The 14,901-nt window shown below is 69.4% G+C and carries 14 protein-coding genes and 2 pseudogenes; 9 read left to right on the forward strand and 7 right to left on the reverse strand.

What is annotated here, in order from left to right; genetic code table 11:
- Nucleotides 1-33 precede the first annotated feature (33 nt).
- The 3 genes and pseudogenes from QQY24_RS01345 to QQY24_RS01355 all read left to right on the forward strand — a co-directional run.
- Complete coding sequence (locus QQY24_RS01345) at nucleotides 34-1,002, forward strand: NADP-dependent oxidoreductase (RefSeq protein WP_301970793.1); 969 nt, start codon at nucleotides 34-36, stop codon at nucleotides 1,000-1,002.
- Between the two features lie 30 nt (nucleotides 1,003-1,032).
- Entirely contained in the window at nucleotides 1,033-1,353 is a 321-nt protein-coding gene (locus tag QQY24_RS01350; RefSeq protein ID WP_301970794.1) for an NIPSNAP family containing protein, read from the forward strand.
- 45 nt (nucleotides 1,354-1,398) lie between these two features.
- A pseudogene (locus QQY24_RS01355) lies at nucleotides 1,399-1,677 on the forward strand (heme-binding protein); the annotation flags it as partial.
- A gap of 254 nt (nucleotides 1,678-1,931) precedes the next feature.
- On the opposite strand, the gene QQY24_RS01360 reads toward QQY24_RS01355, so the two are convergent.
- The 4 genes from QQY24_RS01360 to QQY24_RS01375 form a co-directional block, all read right to left on the reverse strand.
- Nucleotides 1,932-2,396, reverse strand: coding sequence for an AQJ64_40280 family protein (locus QQY24_RS01360; protein ID WP_367658036.1), 465 nt, complete (start codon nucleotides 2,394-2,396; stop codon nucleotides 1,932-1,934).
- A 435-nt stretch (nucleotides 2,397-2,831) separates the two neighbouring features.
- A complete protein-coding gene (locus QQY24_RS01365) occupies nucleotides 2,832-3,377 on the reverse strand; it encodes a hypothetical protein (RefSeq protein ID WP_301970796.1) in 546 nt (181 codons plus the stop codon).
- A gap of 10 nt (nucleotides 3,378-3,387) precedes the next feature.
- Nucleotides 3,388-3,576: a hypothetical protein gene (locus QQY24_RS01370; RefSeq protein ID WP_301970797.1), complete on the reverse strand. Its 189-nt coding sequence runs from the start codon at nucleotides 3,574-3,576 to the stop codon at nucleotides 3,388-3,390.
- A gap of 295 nt (nucleotides 3,577-3,871) precedes the next feature.
- Nucleotides 3,872-4,714, reverse strand: coding sequence for an isochorismatase family cysteine hydrolase (locus QQY24_RS01375; RefSeq protein WP_367657969.1), 843 nt, complete (start codon nucleotides 4,712-4,714; stop codon nucleotides 3,872-3,874).
- Nucleotides 4,715-4,813: 99 nt separating this feature from the next.
- Between QQY24_RS01375 and QQY24_RS01380 the strand changes: the two genes are divergently transcribed.
- The 4 genes and pseudogenes from QQY24_RS01380 (at nucleotide 4,814) to QQY24_RS01395 (ending at nucleotide 7,820) form a co-directional block, all read left to right on the forward strand.
- Entirely contained in the window at nucleotides 4,814-5,533 is a 720-nt protein-coding gene (locus tag QQY24_RS01380; RefSeq protein WP_301970798.1) for an IS6 family transposase, read from the forward strand.
- Between the two features lie 255 nt (nucleotides 5,534-5,788).
- Entirely contained in the window at nucleotides 5,789-6,256 is a 468-nt protein-coding gene (locus tag QQY24_RS01385; RefSeq protein WP_301970799.1) for a LuxR family transcriptional regulator, read from the forward strand.
- 43 nt (nucleotides 6,257-6,299) lie between these two features.
- Nucleotides 6,300-6,919, forward strand: a pseudogene (locus QQY24_RS01390) (IS5 family transposase); the annotation flags it as partial.
- Between the two features lie 83 nt (nucleotides 6,920-7,002).
- Nucleotides 7,003-7,820 (forward strand): IS5 family transposase gene (locus QQY24_RS01395; protein ID WP_301970800.1). Its coding sequence is split into 2 segments (ribosomal slippage): nucleotides 7,003-7,351 and nucleotides 7,351-7,820, totalling 819 coding nucleotides; the frame shifts between segments, so codons are not numbered across the junction.
- A gap of 21 nt (nucleotides 7,821-7,841) precedes the next feature.
- Here the strand turns inward: QQY24_RS01395 and QQY24_RS01400 are convergent.
- From QQY24_RS01400 to aroA, 3 genes are all read right to left on the reverse strand, one after another.
- Nucleotides 7,842-8,647 (reverse strand): IS5 family transposase gene (locus QQY24_RS01400; RefSeq protein WP_301976102.1). Its coding sequence is split into 2 segments (ribosomal slippage): nucleotides 7,842-8,302 and nucleotides 8,302-8,647, totalling 807 coding nucleotides; the frame shifts between segments, so codons are not numbered across the junction.
- Nucleotides 8,648-9,167: 520 nt separating this feature from the next.
- Entirely contained in the window at nucleotides 9,168-10,235 is a 1,068-nt protein-coding gene (hisC, locus tag QQY24_RS01405; protein ID WP_301970801.1) for a histidinol-phosphate transaminase, read from the reverse strand.
- A 211-nt stretch (nucleotides 10,236-10,446) separates the two neighbouring features.
- Nucleotides 10,447-11,796 carry a 3-phosphoshikimate 1-carboxyvinyltransferase gene (aroA, locus tag QQY24_RS01410; RefSeq protein ID WP_301970802.1) on the reverse strand — a complete coding sequence of 450 codons (1,350 nt, stop codon included), beginning with the start codon at nucleotides 11,794-11,796 and terminating at the stop codon, nucleotides 10,447-10,449.
- 702 nt (nucleotides 11,797-12,498) lie between these two features.
- On the opposite strand from aroA, the gene QQY24_RS01415 reads away from it, so the two are divergent.
- Both QQY24_RS01415 and QQY24_RS01420 read left to right on the forward strand, forming a co-directional pair.
- Nucleotides 12,499-13,740 carry an acetyl-CoA carboxylase biotin carboxylase subunit family protein gene (locus tag QQY24_RS01415; RefSeq protein ID WP_301970803.1) on the forward strand — a complete coding sequence of 414 codons (1,242 nt, stop codon included), beginning with the start codon at nucleotides 12,499-12,501 and terminating at the stop codon, nucleotides 13,738-13,740.
- A gap of 46 nt (nucleotides 13,741-13,786) precedes the next feature.
- On the forward strand, nucleotides 13,787-14,893 hold the full coding sequence (locus QQY24_RS01420) for a DUF1611 domain-containing protein (protein ID WP_301970804.1): 1,107 nt from the start codon (nucleotides 13,787-13,789) through the stop codon (nucleotides 14,891-14,893).
- Nucleotides 14,894-14,901: the final 8 nt, after the last annotated feature.

Genomic DNA, 14,901 nt, shown 5'->3' on the forward strand with positions numbered 1-14,901 from the left:
CCTTCCGCAAGGCGCTGTTTCAGGAGATGACGTATGTCCGCAGACACGATGCGTGCGGTGGTGCAGGACGGTTTCGGCGGTCCGGAGGTGCTGCGGGTCCGGCAGGTGCCGCGACCGGCGCCGCTGCCCACCGAGGTGTTGGTCCGGGTGCACGCCGCCGGCATCAACCCGGTCGACTGGAAGACCCGTGGCGGCACCGGTATGGCCGGCGTGCTCGGCGAGCCGCCGTTCACCCTCGGCTGGGACGTGTCCGGTGTGGTGGAGGAGACCGGCTTCGGCGTGACCACGCTGAAGGTCGGTGACGAGGTCTTCGGAATGCCGTGGTTCCCGCGCGCCGCGAACGCCTACTCCGAGTACGTGACCGCACCGGCCCGGCAGTTCGCCCGCAAGCCGGCCACCGTCGACCACGCGCACGCCGCCGCCGTGCCACTGGCGGCGCTGACCGCCTGGCAGGCCCTGACCGACACCGCCCACGTGCAGGTCGGCCAGCGTGTCCTGGTCACCGCCGCCGCCGGCGGAGTGGGCCACTTCGCCGTCCAGTTCGCCCGGCACCTGGGCGCCCACGTGATCGCCACCGCCAGTGCCGCCCGCCACCCCTGGCTCAAAGAGCTCGGCGCGGACGAAACCGTCGACTACACCACCACCCGCTTCGAGGATGCCACCGCCGACGTCGACGTCGTCATCGACCTGGTGGGCGATGCCCATGACCTGACGAGCACCCGCTCACTGAAGGTGCTGCGTCCCGGCGGACTGCTGGTCGCCGTCCCGGCCGGGGTTTCCCCGGAGCTGGCGCGGGCCGCCGAGGCGGCCGGGGCGCGGGTCACCCCGTTCCTGGTCGAGCCGGACGGTGCGGCGCTGACGGCGATCGCCGGACTGATCGACGCCGGCGAGGTCGTGGTGGAGGTGGAGGAGATCTTTCCGTTGGAGCAGGCCGGCACGGCCCACGCCCGCGGCGAGGCCGGCCGTACCCGCGGCAAGCTCGTCCTGACCGTCACCGACTGACCGCCCGGGCAACCCCCTCGGAGTGACGTCGTGCTCCACGAGATCCGTCGCCACCAGGTCCGGCCCGGACGCCGTGCGGAGTGGGTCCGCTCCCTGCAGGAGGTGGTCATGCCGTTCCAGGCCTCGCTGGGCATGGACGTGACCGCATCCCTCGTCCTCGTCGAGGAGGAGGACGACTACGTGTGGATCCGCCGGTTCGAGGACGAGGCCCGAAGCGAGTCCCTGCACGCGGCGGTCCGCGACCACGGCCGCTGGAGGAACGGGACCGGTCCGGCGGTCCATGACCTGCTGGTCCCCGAGGAGTCCGTCATCACCCGCGTGGTTCCCACCCCCGCCCCGCCACTGCGGTGAGGCGGCTCCCACTCACCGCGAACACCACGAACCGCCCGTGCCGACGACGCGCCCTTCCTCACCACCGAGGTCGCTCTCGACAAGGCGTGGACCGCGGCTGCCTTCCACATCCCAACCCACGCGTGGAACGACTACCTCGCCAACCCGCGCGTGGCGCCACTGGCCGGTCACCCGCGTATGACGGCGGTCGGCGGCGGCTACCCGATCATCGAGGACGGCCGGTGCGTCGGTGGTCTCGGGATTTCCGGCGGCAGCTCCGGGCAGGACCAGCAGGCCGTCGAGGAGGCTCTGACCGCCCTCGGGTTCGGGCTGCCCGTTCACTGACCGTCCATCGGCCAACGCCGCCGGGCTGTCCGTCCCAGCCCACGGCGTTGCCGATGGCAACAGGGGTGGTCGGCCCCGACGGCGAGAGGGCTCCCGTCGCGGGCCTCGCGTGAGCGAGGCCTCACTGATGAACGGGTCGAGGTCGACGGCCCACCACCGGTTTGTGATCCGGTCCCGGGCCGCGTCCGGGGCCGCCTGCATGAGGCGGTCCCGCACCAGCCCGACGACGCGAACCTCCCCGGTCTGCCCGTGGATCAGGGGGCAGGGCGAGCGCTCCACGCGTTCCGGAGAGCCGGCTGCACGTCTTCCCCGAGAACGAGATGCGTCGTCCTGCCCGGCAGGGTGGGCGGCTCAGCCCAGTGAGTCACGGTGTCGTCGCCGGCGGGACCGTAGGGCAAGCGGACGAACCCGTCGGAGTCGGCGAAGCAGTCCCTGTGTTCCGTCCCGTCCTCACTGAAGTGCAGAAATGGTGAAGTACATCGGCTCACCAGCCAGAATGCCTCCCCCAACGCTGTGCCGCACCCAGCACTGCCGACTGGATACCGGCCCGTGATCGCCGCCGCCACCGGTACACCGCTCCGCGGCAGATCCCGACGTACGTCAACCCAGGTCACCTTGGTCCTCAGATCCGTCATTCCCGTCCTCATCCGAGCGCTCGGACAACCGTTCTCCGCCCATGCGCCGGCACGTCGGCAAGAACGCCGTCCCGACCTCGGCATCCGGTAGGACTGCTCGGCGCTCGCGGAGGTTGCTCGAGCCGGAACGAACACGGCACCGGGCCGACCGAGGCGTCGACCGGAGTCCGTGTTCCTGCGCGGGATGCGGGGCGTGATGCCACGGCCGCGGAGCCATCGCCGCAGGTGGTCGTCTTCGCGGCCTTCGCCGCCGTGGAGCTTTCCGGCCGACGCCTGCGTCGGCCCCGCCGGAAGCCGACCGACGGCATGTCCTCCGCCAGTGGGACCAGCGCCCGGCTGGCGTGCACGTTCCCACCGGAGGTGCCGACGGACGGGGACGACCGGTCCGCTCGGTGATCAAGTGGGTCTTCGAGCCGTCCTTGCTCCGGTCCACAGGACCCGGGCCCGTCAGGTCCCCCTTTTCCGGGACTCGCATGTTCACGGGGGCGACGGCACCTGCTGTCCGGCGGCGGTTCGTCGTCACAGTCCCTGCGCGTCGGCCATCGAGGCGGCCTCGCCCAGCATCCGTACCGGGGTGTGGCCGCTGCCGAAGCTGTCGTTGAACGCGGGTACGGAGTCGATGTGGGTGCCGAAGCGGCGCCGGATCGCGTTCAGGACGGTGCGCGCGGCGTCGGCTTCCAGTGCGCGGTTGCCGCCGGCCTCCGCGCGGATGGCTCCGATGAGGCAGACCGCGCCGTTCTCGTCGGCCGCGACGCCCGCGCACCATCCGCCGGTTTCCATCCGGTGCCGGGCGCGCTCAAGGAGCGCGGCGACCGGAGTGGCGTAGGTCCGGGGTGCTGCCTGCGGGGCCGCGGTGAGGGGGACGGTGATGACGTCGGCCAGGTCGACCGGGGCGGTGTCGATGTGCGCGGTGCGCACTTCGTGGGCAACGGCGGCTTCGTCCAGCCGGACGGTCATGGCCGCCTCCACCGCGGCCAGCCGGGCCTCCAGGCTCAGCACCGCGCCGTCGGCCCCGGGCGCTGCGGAGGCCGGCGGGGCGGGGGCGGGGTGCGGTGCGGCGGCCATGGAGTTCCCGTCAGTGCACGGAAGCGGGGCCGACAGCGGCGGCCGGGACGCGCGCGACGGCGGGGGCCGGGCCGGTGGGGGCGAGGCAGGACCCGAACGCAGCGCGGACGGGGGCAGGAACGGCACCCACGGTGCGCCGGCGCAGCAGAACGGCCACGACGACGATCGGGAGCAGCGCGGCGGAGACGGGGACGACCACGGGAGGATCCCTTCCCCGAGGCCGGGCGGAGTGGTGTCGGCCGTGCGGGTACGGTTGCGGCCCCGGCGGGTGCCGGGGCCGCAGCGGAGGGGTGCGGCCAGTCGTCCGGGAGCCGGCGCCGACGGAGGCCGGGACGAGCGCGTGGACGCCGGGACCGACCTGGTGCAGGCGGCGTTCGGCGGCTTCGGCCGACCCGTTCCGTGAGCGCGGTTGCGGCCCGCAGGGCGCGCCGGCCCTCACGGTCCTGCGCCGGCGAGCGCGCCGGCCCCTCCGATCACCAGCCCTCCGGTCGATGTCACGCGCGCGCTCCCCCGAAGGCAGCCGTGATCTCGTCGGTGGTGGTGATGGCGTGGGCGTAGGTGGGACCGTTCAGTTCGTGCGCGGCGTGCATCATCTCGGGGAGGAACGCCGCGGTGGCGTCACGCACCAGCGTCACGTGGTAGCCGAGTTCCATGGCGAAACGTCCGGTGGACTCGATGCAGGTGTTCGCCAGCAGGCCTGCGACGACGACGTGGCTGATGCCGTGCTGCTTGAGCCGGAGGTCGAGGTCGGTGTTGGCGAACCCGCTCTGCCCCCAATGCTCCTGCGCTACGACGTCGCCGGGCCGGGGCCGGAAGTCGGCGTGGAACTCCCCGCCCCAGGTGCCTCGGGCGAAGCTGTGCCGTTCCATGACGGCGCGCTGGGTGGGGTTGGGGTGATCCCACGTCTCGTAGTCGCCCGGCTCCCAGCGGCGGTGCGGAACGAACACCACGCGCACACCGGCCCCGCGGGCGGCGGCGACCACGCAGCGCAGGTGGTGCAGCAGACCCACCTCCTTCGCCACGGACTCCAGGCGCGGCCAGATGCTGCCCCCTTCGGACAGGAAGTCGTTGTAGGGGTCGACCAGTAACACGGCCGTCTCCTCGGTCAGGTCGCCGTGATCGCGCACACTCCACTGCGACTCGAACTCGAAGCCGGCACGGCGCTGGACCGCAACGCGGTGCACGGCATCGTCCTCGTGCTCCTCGCCGTCGGCGGCGCGGCGCCGGACGCCCTCGCCACGGGCGACCCGGGTTCCGGCGTCGGACGCCTCGCGCTCCCATCTGCCGTCGGGGTCGCTGAGGCCGGCGGGGGCCGCCCGCGCGCGCAGGCTGATCAAAGTTGCTGTAGTTGTTGCATAAATGTCCTGAACGGCGCTGTCACGTTGGCTGACCGGGTGGGATGATTTTCTGGTTGGTCGTGCTGGGAGGGGTCGTCCGTGGACAGCGCACCGCCGTCGCACCAGGGGCACCGGTACCCGGTCGGGATCGTCTCCCGCTGCGTGTGGCGGTACTTCCGCTTCCCGCTCGGCTTCCGCGAGGTCGAGGGGCTGATGCCCGAACGCGGCGTGGTCGTGTCCCACGAGACGGTCCGCCGCTGGTGCGCGAAGTTCGGGCAGTCCTGCGCCGACGGCCTGTGTCAAAGGCGGCCCCGGTCCGGGGACACCTGGCACCTGGACGAGGTCTTCACCAGGGTCAACGGCGAGCGGAAGTATCTGTGGCGGGCCCTCGACGCCGGCGGCAGCGTGCTCGACATCCCGGTCCAGAGCCGGCGGGACACCGCTGCGGCCAGGCGCTTGTTCCGCAAACCGCTCAAGAAGACCTGCCCGGTGCCGCAGGTGGTGGTCACCGGCAAGCTCCGTTCCCACGGCGCGGCCCACCACGAGGTCACGTCCTGCGTCGAGCACCGCCCGCACAAGGGCCTGAACAACCGGGCCGCGAACAGCCACCAGCCCACCCGGCAGCGCGAACGCGCGATGAAAGGTTTCCGCAGTACCGGCGGGACCCAGCGATTCCCGTCCGCGTTCAGCGGCATCCCACCCCACTTCCGACCCCACCGCCACCTGATGACCGCCGCCCACCACCGCGCCGAAACGACCCCCCGCTTCACGATCCGGGATCAGACCACCGGCGCCACCGGCCAACCCGCCGAAGCCTGAACACGGAACCGGAACCCTGCCCCACCACACCCCGACACGCCGCCAGGCACTCACACACCCACCAACGTGACAGCGCCGTTGGGCGGCGGTGCGGCTGCCAGCCGTTGCCGAGTTCGACTGCAAGTGCGAAATTCCCCACGGATTCGGTGGGCCCTGGACGGGCGCCGCCTCAGCAGCGCCCGTGGGGCCGTGTGAATGAAGTCTTCGAATGTTTTTTCCCATGCTTTTTGAGAAAAGCAAGGAGGAGGTCAAGACGTGGAAGAACCGGCAGCAAAACTCACCTGTCGGGAGTTAGAAGTACTCCGCCTGCTGGCCCAGGGGTTAAGCAACCGGCTCATCGCCCGAAAACTCGACATATCCGAGAAGACCGTGAAGAACCATCTCAGCAACATATACTGCAAGATCGGGGCCACCCACCGCACCCAGGCCGCCCTCTACGCCCAGTACGCCGGCCTGACCGACCCCGGGGAAGCGGCTCCGCCCGCTTCGGCACCTGCTCCCCTCCCCGAGAAGGACGCGCCCCCCGCTGGCCCCTGCCTCACCGCACGCGAGCGGGGCGTGCTCTGCCTGCTGGCCTGGGGATTAAGTAACCGGCTCATCGCTCAAAGACTCGACATATCCGAGAAGACCGTGAAGAACCATCTCAGCAACATATACTGCAAAATCGGGGCCACTCACCGCACCCAGGCCGCCCTCTACGCCCAGTACGCCGACCTCGCTTAGAGGTCATCTCATTTGGAGCCAGCAGTAACCTGGAGGGGCGCCGATGGTTGGGCGTCTGGTCCCGGACGGGTTGTGGGAACTGTTCCAGCGGGCGGTGCCGGAGGCGCCGTCACGCCCGCAGGGTGGTGGCCGGCGCCGGTACGGCGACCGTGAGGTGCTGGCCGCGATCACCTTCGTGGCGACATCGGGCTGTACGTGGTCGCAGGTCCCGCCGGTGTCCGGACCGTCCGGCGCGACGGCCCACCGCCGGTTCGCGGAGTGGTCGAAGGCTCGGGTGTGGGCGAAGCTGCACCGGCTGGTGCTGGACGAGCCCGGCTCGCGGGGCGAGCTGGACCGGTCGCGGTGCGCGATCGGTTCGGTGAACATGCGGGCCCGGAAAGGGGGGACCCGACGGGTCCGAATCCTGTGGACCGGGGCAAGGAGGAGTCGAAGATCCACTTGATCACCGAGCGGACCGGACTGCACCTGCCCGTCGGGATTTCCGGGGCCAACCTGCACGACAGCCAGGCCCCGGAGCCACTCGTGCGCGGTATCCCGCCCATCCACTCCCGCCGCGGCCCACGTCGGCGCAAGCCCGCCAAGCTCCACGGCGACAGGGGATACGACTACGCTCATCTGCGGAAACGGCTGCGCGAGCGCGGCATCCGGCACCGCATCGCCCGCACCCTCATCTACTACCGCCGACTCACCAAATGAGATGACCTCTTAGACCGTGTCCTATGTGGTGATGGCTCGTTGAGCTGCGTATGGGGCGGGGTACGTGGAGTTGGATTGTTCCGGACGGGCTGTGGGAGATCGCGAGGCCGCTGATCCCGCCGTCAAAGGTGCGGCCGCAGGGTGGCGGGACGCAGGACACGCCTGATGAGACGCTGTTTGCCGCGATCATCTATGTGCTGGTCAGCGGCTGCGCCTGGCGGGCACTGCCACCGTGCTTCGGTATATCGAAGTCCACTGCGCATCGCCGTTTCGTGATCTGGTCGCGCGCCGGTGTGTGGGGCCGGCTCCATGAGGAGATCCTGCGCCGGCTCGACGACACGGACCTCCTCGATCTTTCCCGTGTCGTCCTCGACTCCGCCCACGTGAGGGCTAAAAAAGGGGCGAACACACAGGTCCGAGTCCCGTGGACCGGGGCAAGCCGGGTTCCAAGATGCACATCCTGTCGGACGCGAAGGGACTGCCCCTTCTCGTCGGCATCTCCGCGGCCAACGTCCACGACAGCCAGGCCCTGAAGCCCATGGTGCTCGGTCACCTAACGAGACACGACCCGCACAACGGCCGGTACTTCAAGCCCCAGCGCCTGCATGCCGACAAGGCATACGACGTCCCTGAGCTGCGGAAATGGGTACGCGGCAAGCGCATCGGCGTCCGCATCGCCCGCAAGGGCATCGAGTCCAGCGAACGGCTGGGCCGGCGTCGTTGGGTGATCGAACGGACCATGTCCTGGCTGACCGGCTACCGTCGGCTCAACCACCGTTACGAACGCAATCCCCGCAACTACCTGGCCTTTCTGGGGCTTGCCGCAGTCCTCTGCTGCTACAAGCGACTCCTCAAGCCCACCACATAGGACACGGTCTTAGAGCTTGTCTCACGTGGCGATCTTTGCGAGTTTCTTGTAGCAGGTCAGGACCGCTGCGAGCCCGAGGAAGGCCAGGAAGTGGCTGCCTTTGCGCTCGTAGCGGACGGTCAGGCGGCGGTAGCCGAAGAGCCAGGAGATCGTCCGTTCGATCTTCCAGCGGTGCCGGCCGAGACGCTCGCCGGACTCGATGCCGGGTCGGGCGATGCGCGGGACGATGCCCCGTTCACGCAGCCACCTCAGCCTCTCGGCGGAGTGGTACGCCTTGTCCGCGCGAAGCCTGCCGGGCCTGCGTCTGCGAGGGCCGCGCCGGGAACGGACGGCGGGGATGCCCAGCACCAGCGGCAGGAGTGCCTGGCTGTCATGGACGTTCGCCCCCGAGACGCCAAGGGCGAGAGGGAGGCCCTGGGCGTCGGACAGGACGTGGAGCTTGCTGCCCTTCTTGCCCCGGTCGACCGGATTGCGCCCGGTCAGCGATCCCCCTTTTTCGCCCGGACGGAGGCGGCGTCCACGATCACCGAGGTCCAGTCCACCTCGCCGCGGGCGCCGAGTTCGTCCAGAACGGCCTGGTGCAGCCGCCGCCACAGCCCGTCCTTGGTCCATGCGGAGAACCGGCGGTGGGCGGTGGCCGGTGAGACGCCGAACGTCTCCGGCAGGTGCCGCCAGGCGCAGCCGCTGGTCAGCACGTACACCACGGCCGTGAACACCGCTCGCTCATCCACCGGGGCCGTGCCTCCGCCTTGCGGACGGGAAGCGAACGAAGGCAGCAACGGTGCCACGAGCGACCAGAGTTCGTCAGGAACCAACCGCTGCGACAAACCAACACCCATGGCACGGCATCATGCCGCATCAACCTCACACCACGTGAGACACCCTCTTACTCGTTAAAACTACATCAGTGAGCTGGTGGATTCAATGCGTTGCTGATCGCGAAGTGTCCATTTCTGCTGAGGACTTGACAGGTGCCGTTTCCCAAGGCTTGAACGTCTACGGTCTTCGCGTCCATTCTGGGAGCGGGTATTCGCGGCTGGAAGGCGGAGCGGATCGCATCAGCGTGCCATGACCCGGGCCGACCCGAGCATGCCTGTGCCCGCCCGCATGCGGCCGTCATGCTGCAGTTACGCGAGGCCTGGCCGGTGTCGCCTGCTTGACCATCCGCCACGCCAGTGCCGGACCTGGTCCGGCGCGACGTCACCGCGAGCGCGTCGAACACCCGGTCCGGTAGGGGCATCACGTACCCGGCCGCGGACGACGGCGAGTTCCCGCCTCTGTCCGGCGATCAGCCGCAGGTGATCCTCGTCGCGGCCGGCGGCGGGAAGTACCGGCCCCTCTGGGGCCTCACACCCGCCAGTCGCCCGCGATCTTCAGCAGATGGTCGTTCTCCTCGGGAGTGCCGATGGTGATCCGCACCCCCTCGTCGCCGAAGGGGCGCACCATGACTCCCGCCGCCTCGCACACGTCGGTGAACGCCGTCGTGTGCGCACCGAGGCGCAGCCAGACGAAGTTGGCCTGGCTGTCAGGAACGTTCCAGCCCGCGGCCCGCAGAGCGCGGGTGACCCGGGAGCGCTCGCCCACCAGGGTCTGTACTCGCTCCAGCAGTTCGGGACCCGCGTTCAACGATGCCTGCGCGGCGGCCTGGGCGAGTCCGCTGACGGCGAACGGCGCGGTGCAGGCCCGCAGCGCGGCCGCAACCGGCGGATGCGCCACCGCGTAGCCGACGCGCAGTCGCGCCAGCCCGTACGCCTTGGAGAAGGTGCGCAGTACGGCGACGTGGGGACGGTCGCGGTAGAGGTCGATGCCGTCGGGTACATCGGTGTCGTCGACGAACTCGCGGTACGCCTCGTCGAGCACCACCAGCACGTCGCCCGGCACCCGGTCGAGGAAGCGCTCAAGCTCACCACGGTGCACGGCCGTGCCGGTCGGGTTGTTGGGGCTGCACACGATGATCACGCGCGTGCGGTCGCTCACCGCGTCGGCCATGGCCTCCAGGTCATGCCGCTCGTCACGCAGCGGAATCGGCACGGGCGTTGCCCCGGTGGCCCAGACGAGCAGCGGGTACGCCTCGAACGAGCGCCAGGCGAACAGCACTTCGTCCCCCTCGCCGACCGCGGCGCACAACAGGTCCTTGGTGACCCCTAGGGATCCGGTGCCGGGCACGCAGTGTTCCGGAGGCACCCCCAGGGCACCGGACAACGCCGTGACCAGTTCACTGCTCTTCGCGTCGGGATAGCGGTTGACGCGCCCCAACTCCTCGCGCATCGAGGCGACGACCGACGGCAGCGGGGGGTAGGGGTTCTCGTTCGATGACAGCTTGTCCACCAGGTCGCTGGGCGCGACCCGGCCGGGAACGTAGCGAGGCAACCGGGAGACATCGGCGCGCAGCCGGGGAGCAGGTGCAGGGGGCATCGGTGGAACTCCTGAACGGGGGGAGGTGAACGGTCCCGGGTGTCGTTCAGCCGGGGTTCCGGGGGCCATGCGCCGCGGGGCGCGCGGGCGTGAGATCCAGCCCGCGCGCCGACACCTCTGCCATGGTCAGCTGCGCGTCTCGATCACCTGTCGGGTCCGGTCTTGCGCGCCCCCGCGGCACAGCGGCCCGCCGGGGTTGCCGCAGGCGGGGTCAGCCGACGGCCCCAGCGGGCGCGTTCTCCTCCTCGACGGCCGTGGTCCGCACCCCTGCCTTGGTGAACTCCTCCATGAAGGTGGGAAAGGACAGCCGGACGTCTTCGAAGCCCGAGAACCGGTTGGCGGACTGCATCCGCAGGCCTGCCACGAACAGCGACATGAAGATGCGGTGGTCGCCCCAACTGGAGAGCGTCACTCCGCCGGGGTACGTCCGCGCGCCGCGGACCTCGAAACCGTCGCAGACGCCGTCGTCGTACAGGACCTCGATGTCCACGCCCGCGCGGGTCAGTTCAGCGACCATGGCCTCGATGCGTGACGCCTTGTGGAAGCGGGTGAGGCGTCCGCCGGTCACCCGCAGGCTGCCCTGCACGTACGCCCCGAGGGCGGCGAGCGTGGGCACGATGTTCGGGCAGTCCCGCACATCCACCTCGAAGTTGCCGCGCAGACTGTCCTGCGGGTTGTCGACGGTCAGCGACGAGGTGGCCCGGTCGAAGGTGACACTCACCCCGAGCTGCTCCAGGATCGGGACGATCGCGAACTCACCCTGCATGCTGTCGCCGTACACGTTGGTCAGGACAGTCCGGCCCGGGAAGAGCGCGGCGGCGGCCAGCAGGTACGAGGCCGAGGTGTAGTCCTCGTGCGTGGTGACGTCCTGGGCCTGGTAGGAGGAGGGCTCCACGTGGTAGCGACGCATGTCCTCCGACGCGGAGACCTTGATACCCGCTTCCGTCAGGCTCGCCAGCGTCTGCCGGATGTACGACTGGGAGAAGACCTCGCCCGTCACCTCGATCTCCACCGGGCGGTTGGCCAGCGGCGCGGCGAATAGGACGGCGGTGATGAACTGCGAGCTGATGTCGCCCGGCAGCCGGCACGTGCCGCCCTTCAGGCCACGTCCCCAGTTGACGACCGGAGCCTTGTTCTCGCTGACGATCGACTCGATGTCCGCGCCGAGTTCGCGCAACGCCTCCAGCAGGGGCTCCATCACGCGGTTGCACAGGGTCGCGTCGCCCGTCACCACGACCGGCGACGGCAGTACGGACGCCAGCGCCGTCATGACGCGAAACACCAGACCCGAGCCGCGGGCCTGGATGACGCGCCGGATGTGCGGGCGCGTCCCTCCGATGCCCTGGATCTCCAGGAATCCGTCGTGCTCGGTGATCTTGGCACCGAAGGCACGGCAGGCGTTTTTCATGGTCTCCGTCTCGTCGCAACGGAGGTCGTTGTAAACACGTGACGTACCCGCGGCCAGTGTGCCGGTCAGAATTGCCCGTTGCGTCTCCGGTTTCGAAGAAGGGACGCGGAAAGTTCCGGAAAAGGAATCGACCGGATCAACCCTCAGCAGCATCCTCGTATCTCCTTTTTCCCATCGTGCGCCGTCTGAGACCGCAAGCGATGTCGCATTGGCGTTCAGGGGCGGCGATATCTGCGGAGGGAGAATAGGTCATCCCAACGCTTGGCGCTTCGATGTCGGGGCGACAGTTCCAAAAAGTTTCCTGGCGCGCACGACAGCCCTCCTCCGACGGTGGGGGCGCGAGAAGAATTCTGCGTCCCGTGGTGTGCGCGCGCAATAGGTCCATCGGCCCATGACGCTTCCGGTACGCATCCGGTACGAGGTGGTTCATACCATGGTGCAGCGCGGGACGCCACTGTCGTCGATGCTCAGTGACACCACCGGGACCAGCGGACGAGCCGTCAACCGTGCACTCTTCACGGGCCGAACGTGCCCCTGGTGTCCTGCAGGTGCTTGATTTATCACTTGTTGGCGACGGCGATCGCGCACAGCCCTTCGTCCCGGCCGGGGCGGCCGCAATAGCCTGGCAGCACGTGCCCGCGCGCCTGCAACGCCGGGGGTGCTGGGACCTAGGTCCTATTCTGACCAGGCCGGTCCCATGCGAGGCTATGGCAGCGCGATCAACACGTTGCGGGCCCGTTCCCGAGATTCGGGTTCGGGTTCATTCTTCGGTTCCGAAATGCCCGCCGCCGCTGTCAACCGGCTGCCCCCGGCCGGGCACGTCCATGCTTCCTGTGAACCGTGAGGACGACATCCATGTCCGGCGCAATCCTGTTCTTGACCCGCTGGCCCTTGTACGAGGACGAACGGCGCTGGGAGAACCGCCTCGCCGCTCCCGAATTGGTCTTCGACCCGGAGACCGACCGCGTCACGTACGTGTGCGACGAGGGCGCCCGCAGCGGAGTGCCCGCCGACGCCGAACGGGTCCACGTCGTACGGGACTTCGGCGACCTGGACAACGTGCTGAAGGTGGTCGACGCCATCGTTCGCGAAGAAGGCCCGTTCGACCACGTCATCGGCTTCTCCGAAATGCTCCTCGACCTCGCGGCTACCCTGCGCGAGCGGTACGGCGTCCCGGGCTTCAGCCCCGAGGAAACCTCCCGCTTCTGCGACAAGACCGTCATGAAGGAGAGGGTGTCGCGGGCCGGCCTCCGAGTGCCGCGCTGGGCGCCCTGCTGGACCGAGGAGCAGGTCCTCGCGGCCGCCGAGGAGTTCGGCTACCCCGTGATCGTCAAGCCGGTGCGAGGGGCGTCGAGCCAGGGGGTGCGCGAGATCGCCTCGGCCGGGGAGCTGCGGGCCCTGTGTGCCGAACGGAACCTGAGCGACCTCGAGATCGAGGAGTTCGTGCGAGGCGAGATCCTGCACGTCGACGGCGTCCTGGACGCCGCGGGCAAACCGCTGTTCCTGTGTACCTCGCGCTACGTCTCCACCTGCCTGGACTTCGAGGTCCTTGGCGCACCGCTCGGCTCCGTCTTCCAGACGGACCCGGTGGTGCGCGGCCGCTGCGAGGACTTCGCCGTGCGCTGCCTGACCGCGCTTGGCCTGCACAGCTCCGCCTTCCACCTCGAACTCTTCGACACCGGCGAAGAGTTGGTGTTCCTGGAGGTCGGAGCCCGAGTGCCAGGCGCCGACGTGTCGTACGTCATCAACGACGTCCACGGCGTGAATCTCTTCCGGCTGTGGGTCGACGTCCTGCTCGGCCGCCCGGTGGACCCACCGGTCCCCGACCCGGAGCTGAGCGGCGGCTGGCTGATCATCCAAGCTCCCAAGCCTCTGCCCCAGAAGGTCACCGCCGCCAGCTCGCTCCTGGGTCACGTGCCCTACCTGTACCGCGAGTTGGTGCCACGGCCGGGCGAGGTCCTGGTCTCACGGCCCGGCGCGTACGCCACGCTCCAGGGCGGACGCTTCCTTTTCCGGGGCGGCACCCAGGAGCAGATCGAGGAGGCCGTGCGGCAGGCGCGTGAGCAGTACCGCCTGACGACCGAGCCTGTCCCGTAGACCACCCGAACCATCTCGTGCCACCGGCAATAGAACCGTCGAGTCCATGGAGGAAGACGTGGATCAGTTGAGCCATGCGGAGCTGGTCGACAAGAACTTCGTGTTGTTCGCCGAGGGGTGCTTCGGACTCTTCACGAGCAAGATCGCCGCCTCACTGATCCGCTACAACGGGGACCGCTGCGTCGCCGTGATCGACAGCCGTAAGGAAGGCCAGACCGTTCAGGACGTCCTCGGCTACGGCGGTGCGATACCGATCGTCAGCCGCGTCGAGCACGCTTTGCACCTGCGTCCCGAGGTCATGATCATCGGCAAGGGCCTGCATTCCGCCAACCTGCCCTCTGCCTGGAAGCCGCACATCCTCACGGCCGTCCAGAGCGGCCTGCACCTGATCAACTCGATCCACTACCGCCTCGCCGACGATCCAGACATCGCCCGTGCCGTCCGTGAGAAGGGCATCACCGTCTGGGAGACCAAGGACGCCCCGGCAGTGCAGCTCAACAAGGCCCGCGTCCTGGACCTGGACACCTGGGTCATCCACACGTGCGGCAGCGACTCCAACATCGGCAAGAAGACCGCCGCCCTGCAGATCTGGAACGAGGCCAACCGCAGCGGCATCCGCACCGGCTTCGCCGCCACCGGCCAGAGCGGCATGCTGATCTCCGGCCATGGCATCGCGGTCGACGGTGTGCCCGGCGACTTCATGGCCGGCGCCGTCGAGCAGGTCGTCATGGAGGCCGCCGCCGGCAACGAATGGGTCGTCGTCGAGGGCCAGGGTTCCCTCAACCACATCGGGTTCAGCGGCGTCGCCCTCGCCATTCTCCACGGCGCGCTGCCGCACGCCCTGGTCTTCTGTCACCGCCTCGGCGCCGAGCGCACCAAGGTCTGGGAGACACCCATCATCCCCATCCCCGAGCTCATCCGCATGAACGAGGACCTCTCCGTCTTCGCTCGGCCCGCCAAGGTCGCCGCCGTCAGCGTCAACAGCGTCGGCTTCTCCGAGGAGGACTACCGCCGCGAGACCGAGAAGCTGGAGGCCGATACCGGACTGCCCGTCGTCGACCCGATCCGTGAGGGCGGCGCCGCCCGGCTCGTGGAGATCCTGCGCACCCACCAGCGCGAGACCGCGGGCAAGCTGTCGGGCCACCGGGGCTGAGGGCGGTC

Origin of the sequence: Streptomyces sp. TG1A-8 (assembly GCF_030499535.1) — a bacterium.
GTDB lineage: Bacteria > Actinomycetota > Actinomycetes > Streptomycetales > Streptomycetaceae > Streptomyces.

Bases quoted from the DNA above. Each gene is read 5' to 3' on its own strand.
- QQY24_RS01360 (WP_367658036.1), bottom strand. From the start codon at position 2,396: ATGCCGAGGTCGGGACGGCGTTCTTGCCGACGTGCCGGCGCATGGGCG.
- aroA (WP_301970802.1), bottom strand. From the start codon at position 11,796: ATGCTGCTGAGGGTTGATCCGGTCGATTCCTTTTCCGGAACTTTCCGC.
- QQY24_RS01365 (WP_301970796.1), bottom strand. From the start codon at position 3,377: ATGGCCGCCGCACCGCACCCCGCCCCCGCCCCGCCGGCCTCCGCAGCG.
- hisC (WP_301970801.1), bottom strand. From the start codon at position 10,235: ATGCCCCCTGCACCTGCTCCCCGGCTGCGCGCCGATGTCTCCCGGTTG.
- QQY24_RS01345 (WP_301970793.1), top strand. From the start codon at position 34: ATGTCCGCAGACACGATGCGTGCGGTGGTGCAGGACGGTTTCGGCGGT.
- QQY24_RS01420 (WP_301970804.1), top strand. From the start codon at position 13,787: ATGGAGGAAGACGTGGATCAGTTGAGCCATGCGGAGCTGGTCGACAAG.
- QQY24_RS01415 (WP_301970803.1), top strand. From the start codon at position 12,499: ATGTCCGGCGCAATCCTGTTCTTGACCCGCTGGCCCTTGTACGAGGAC.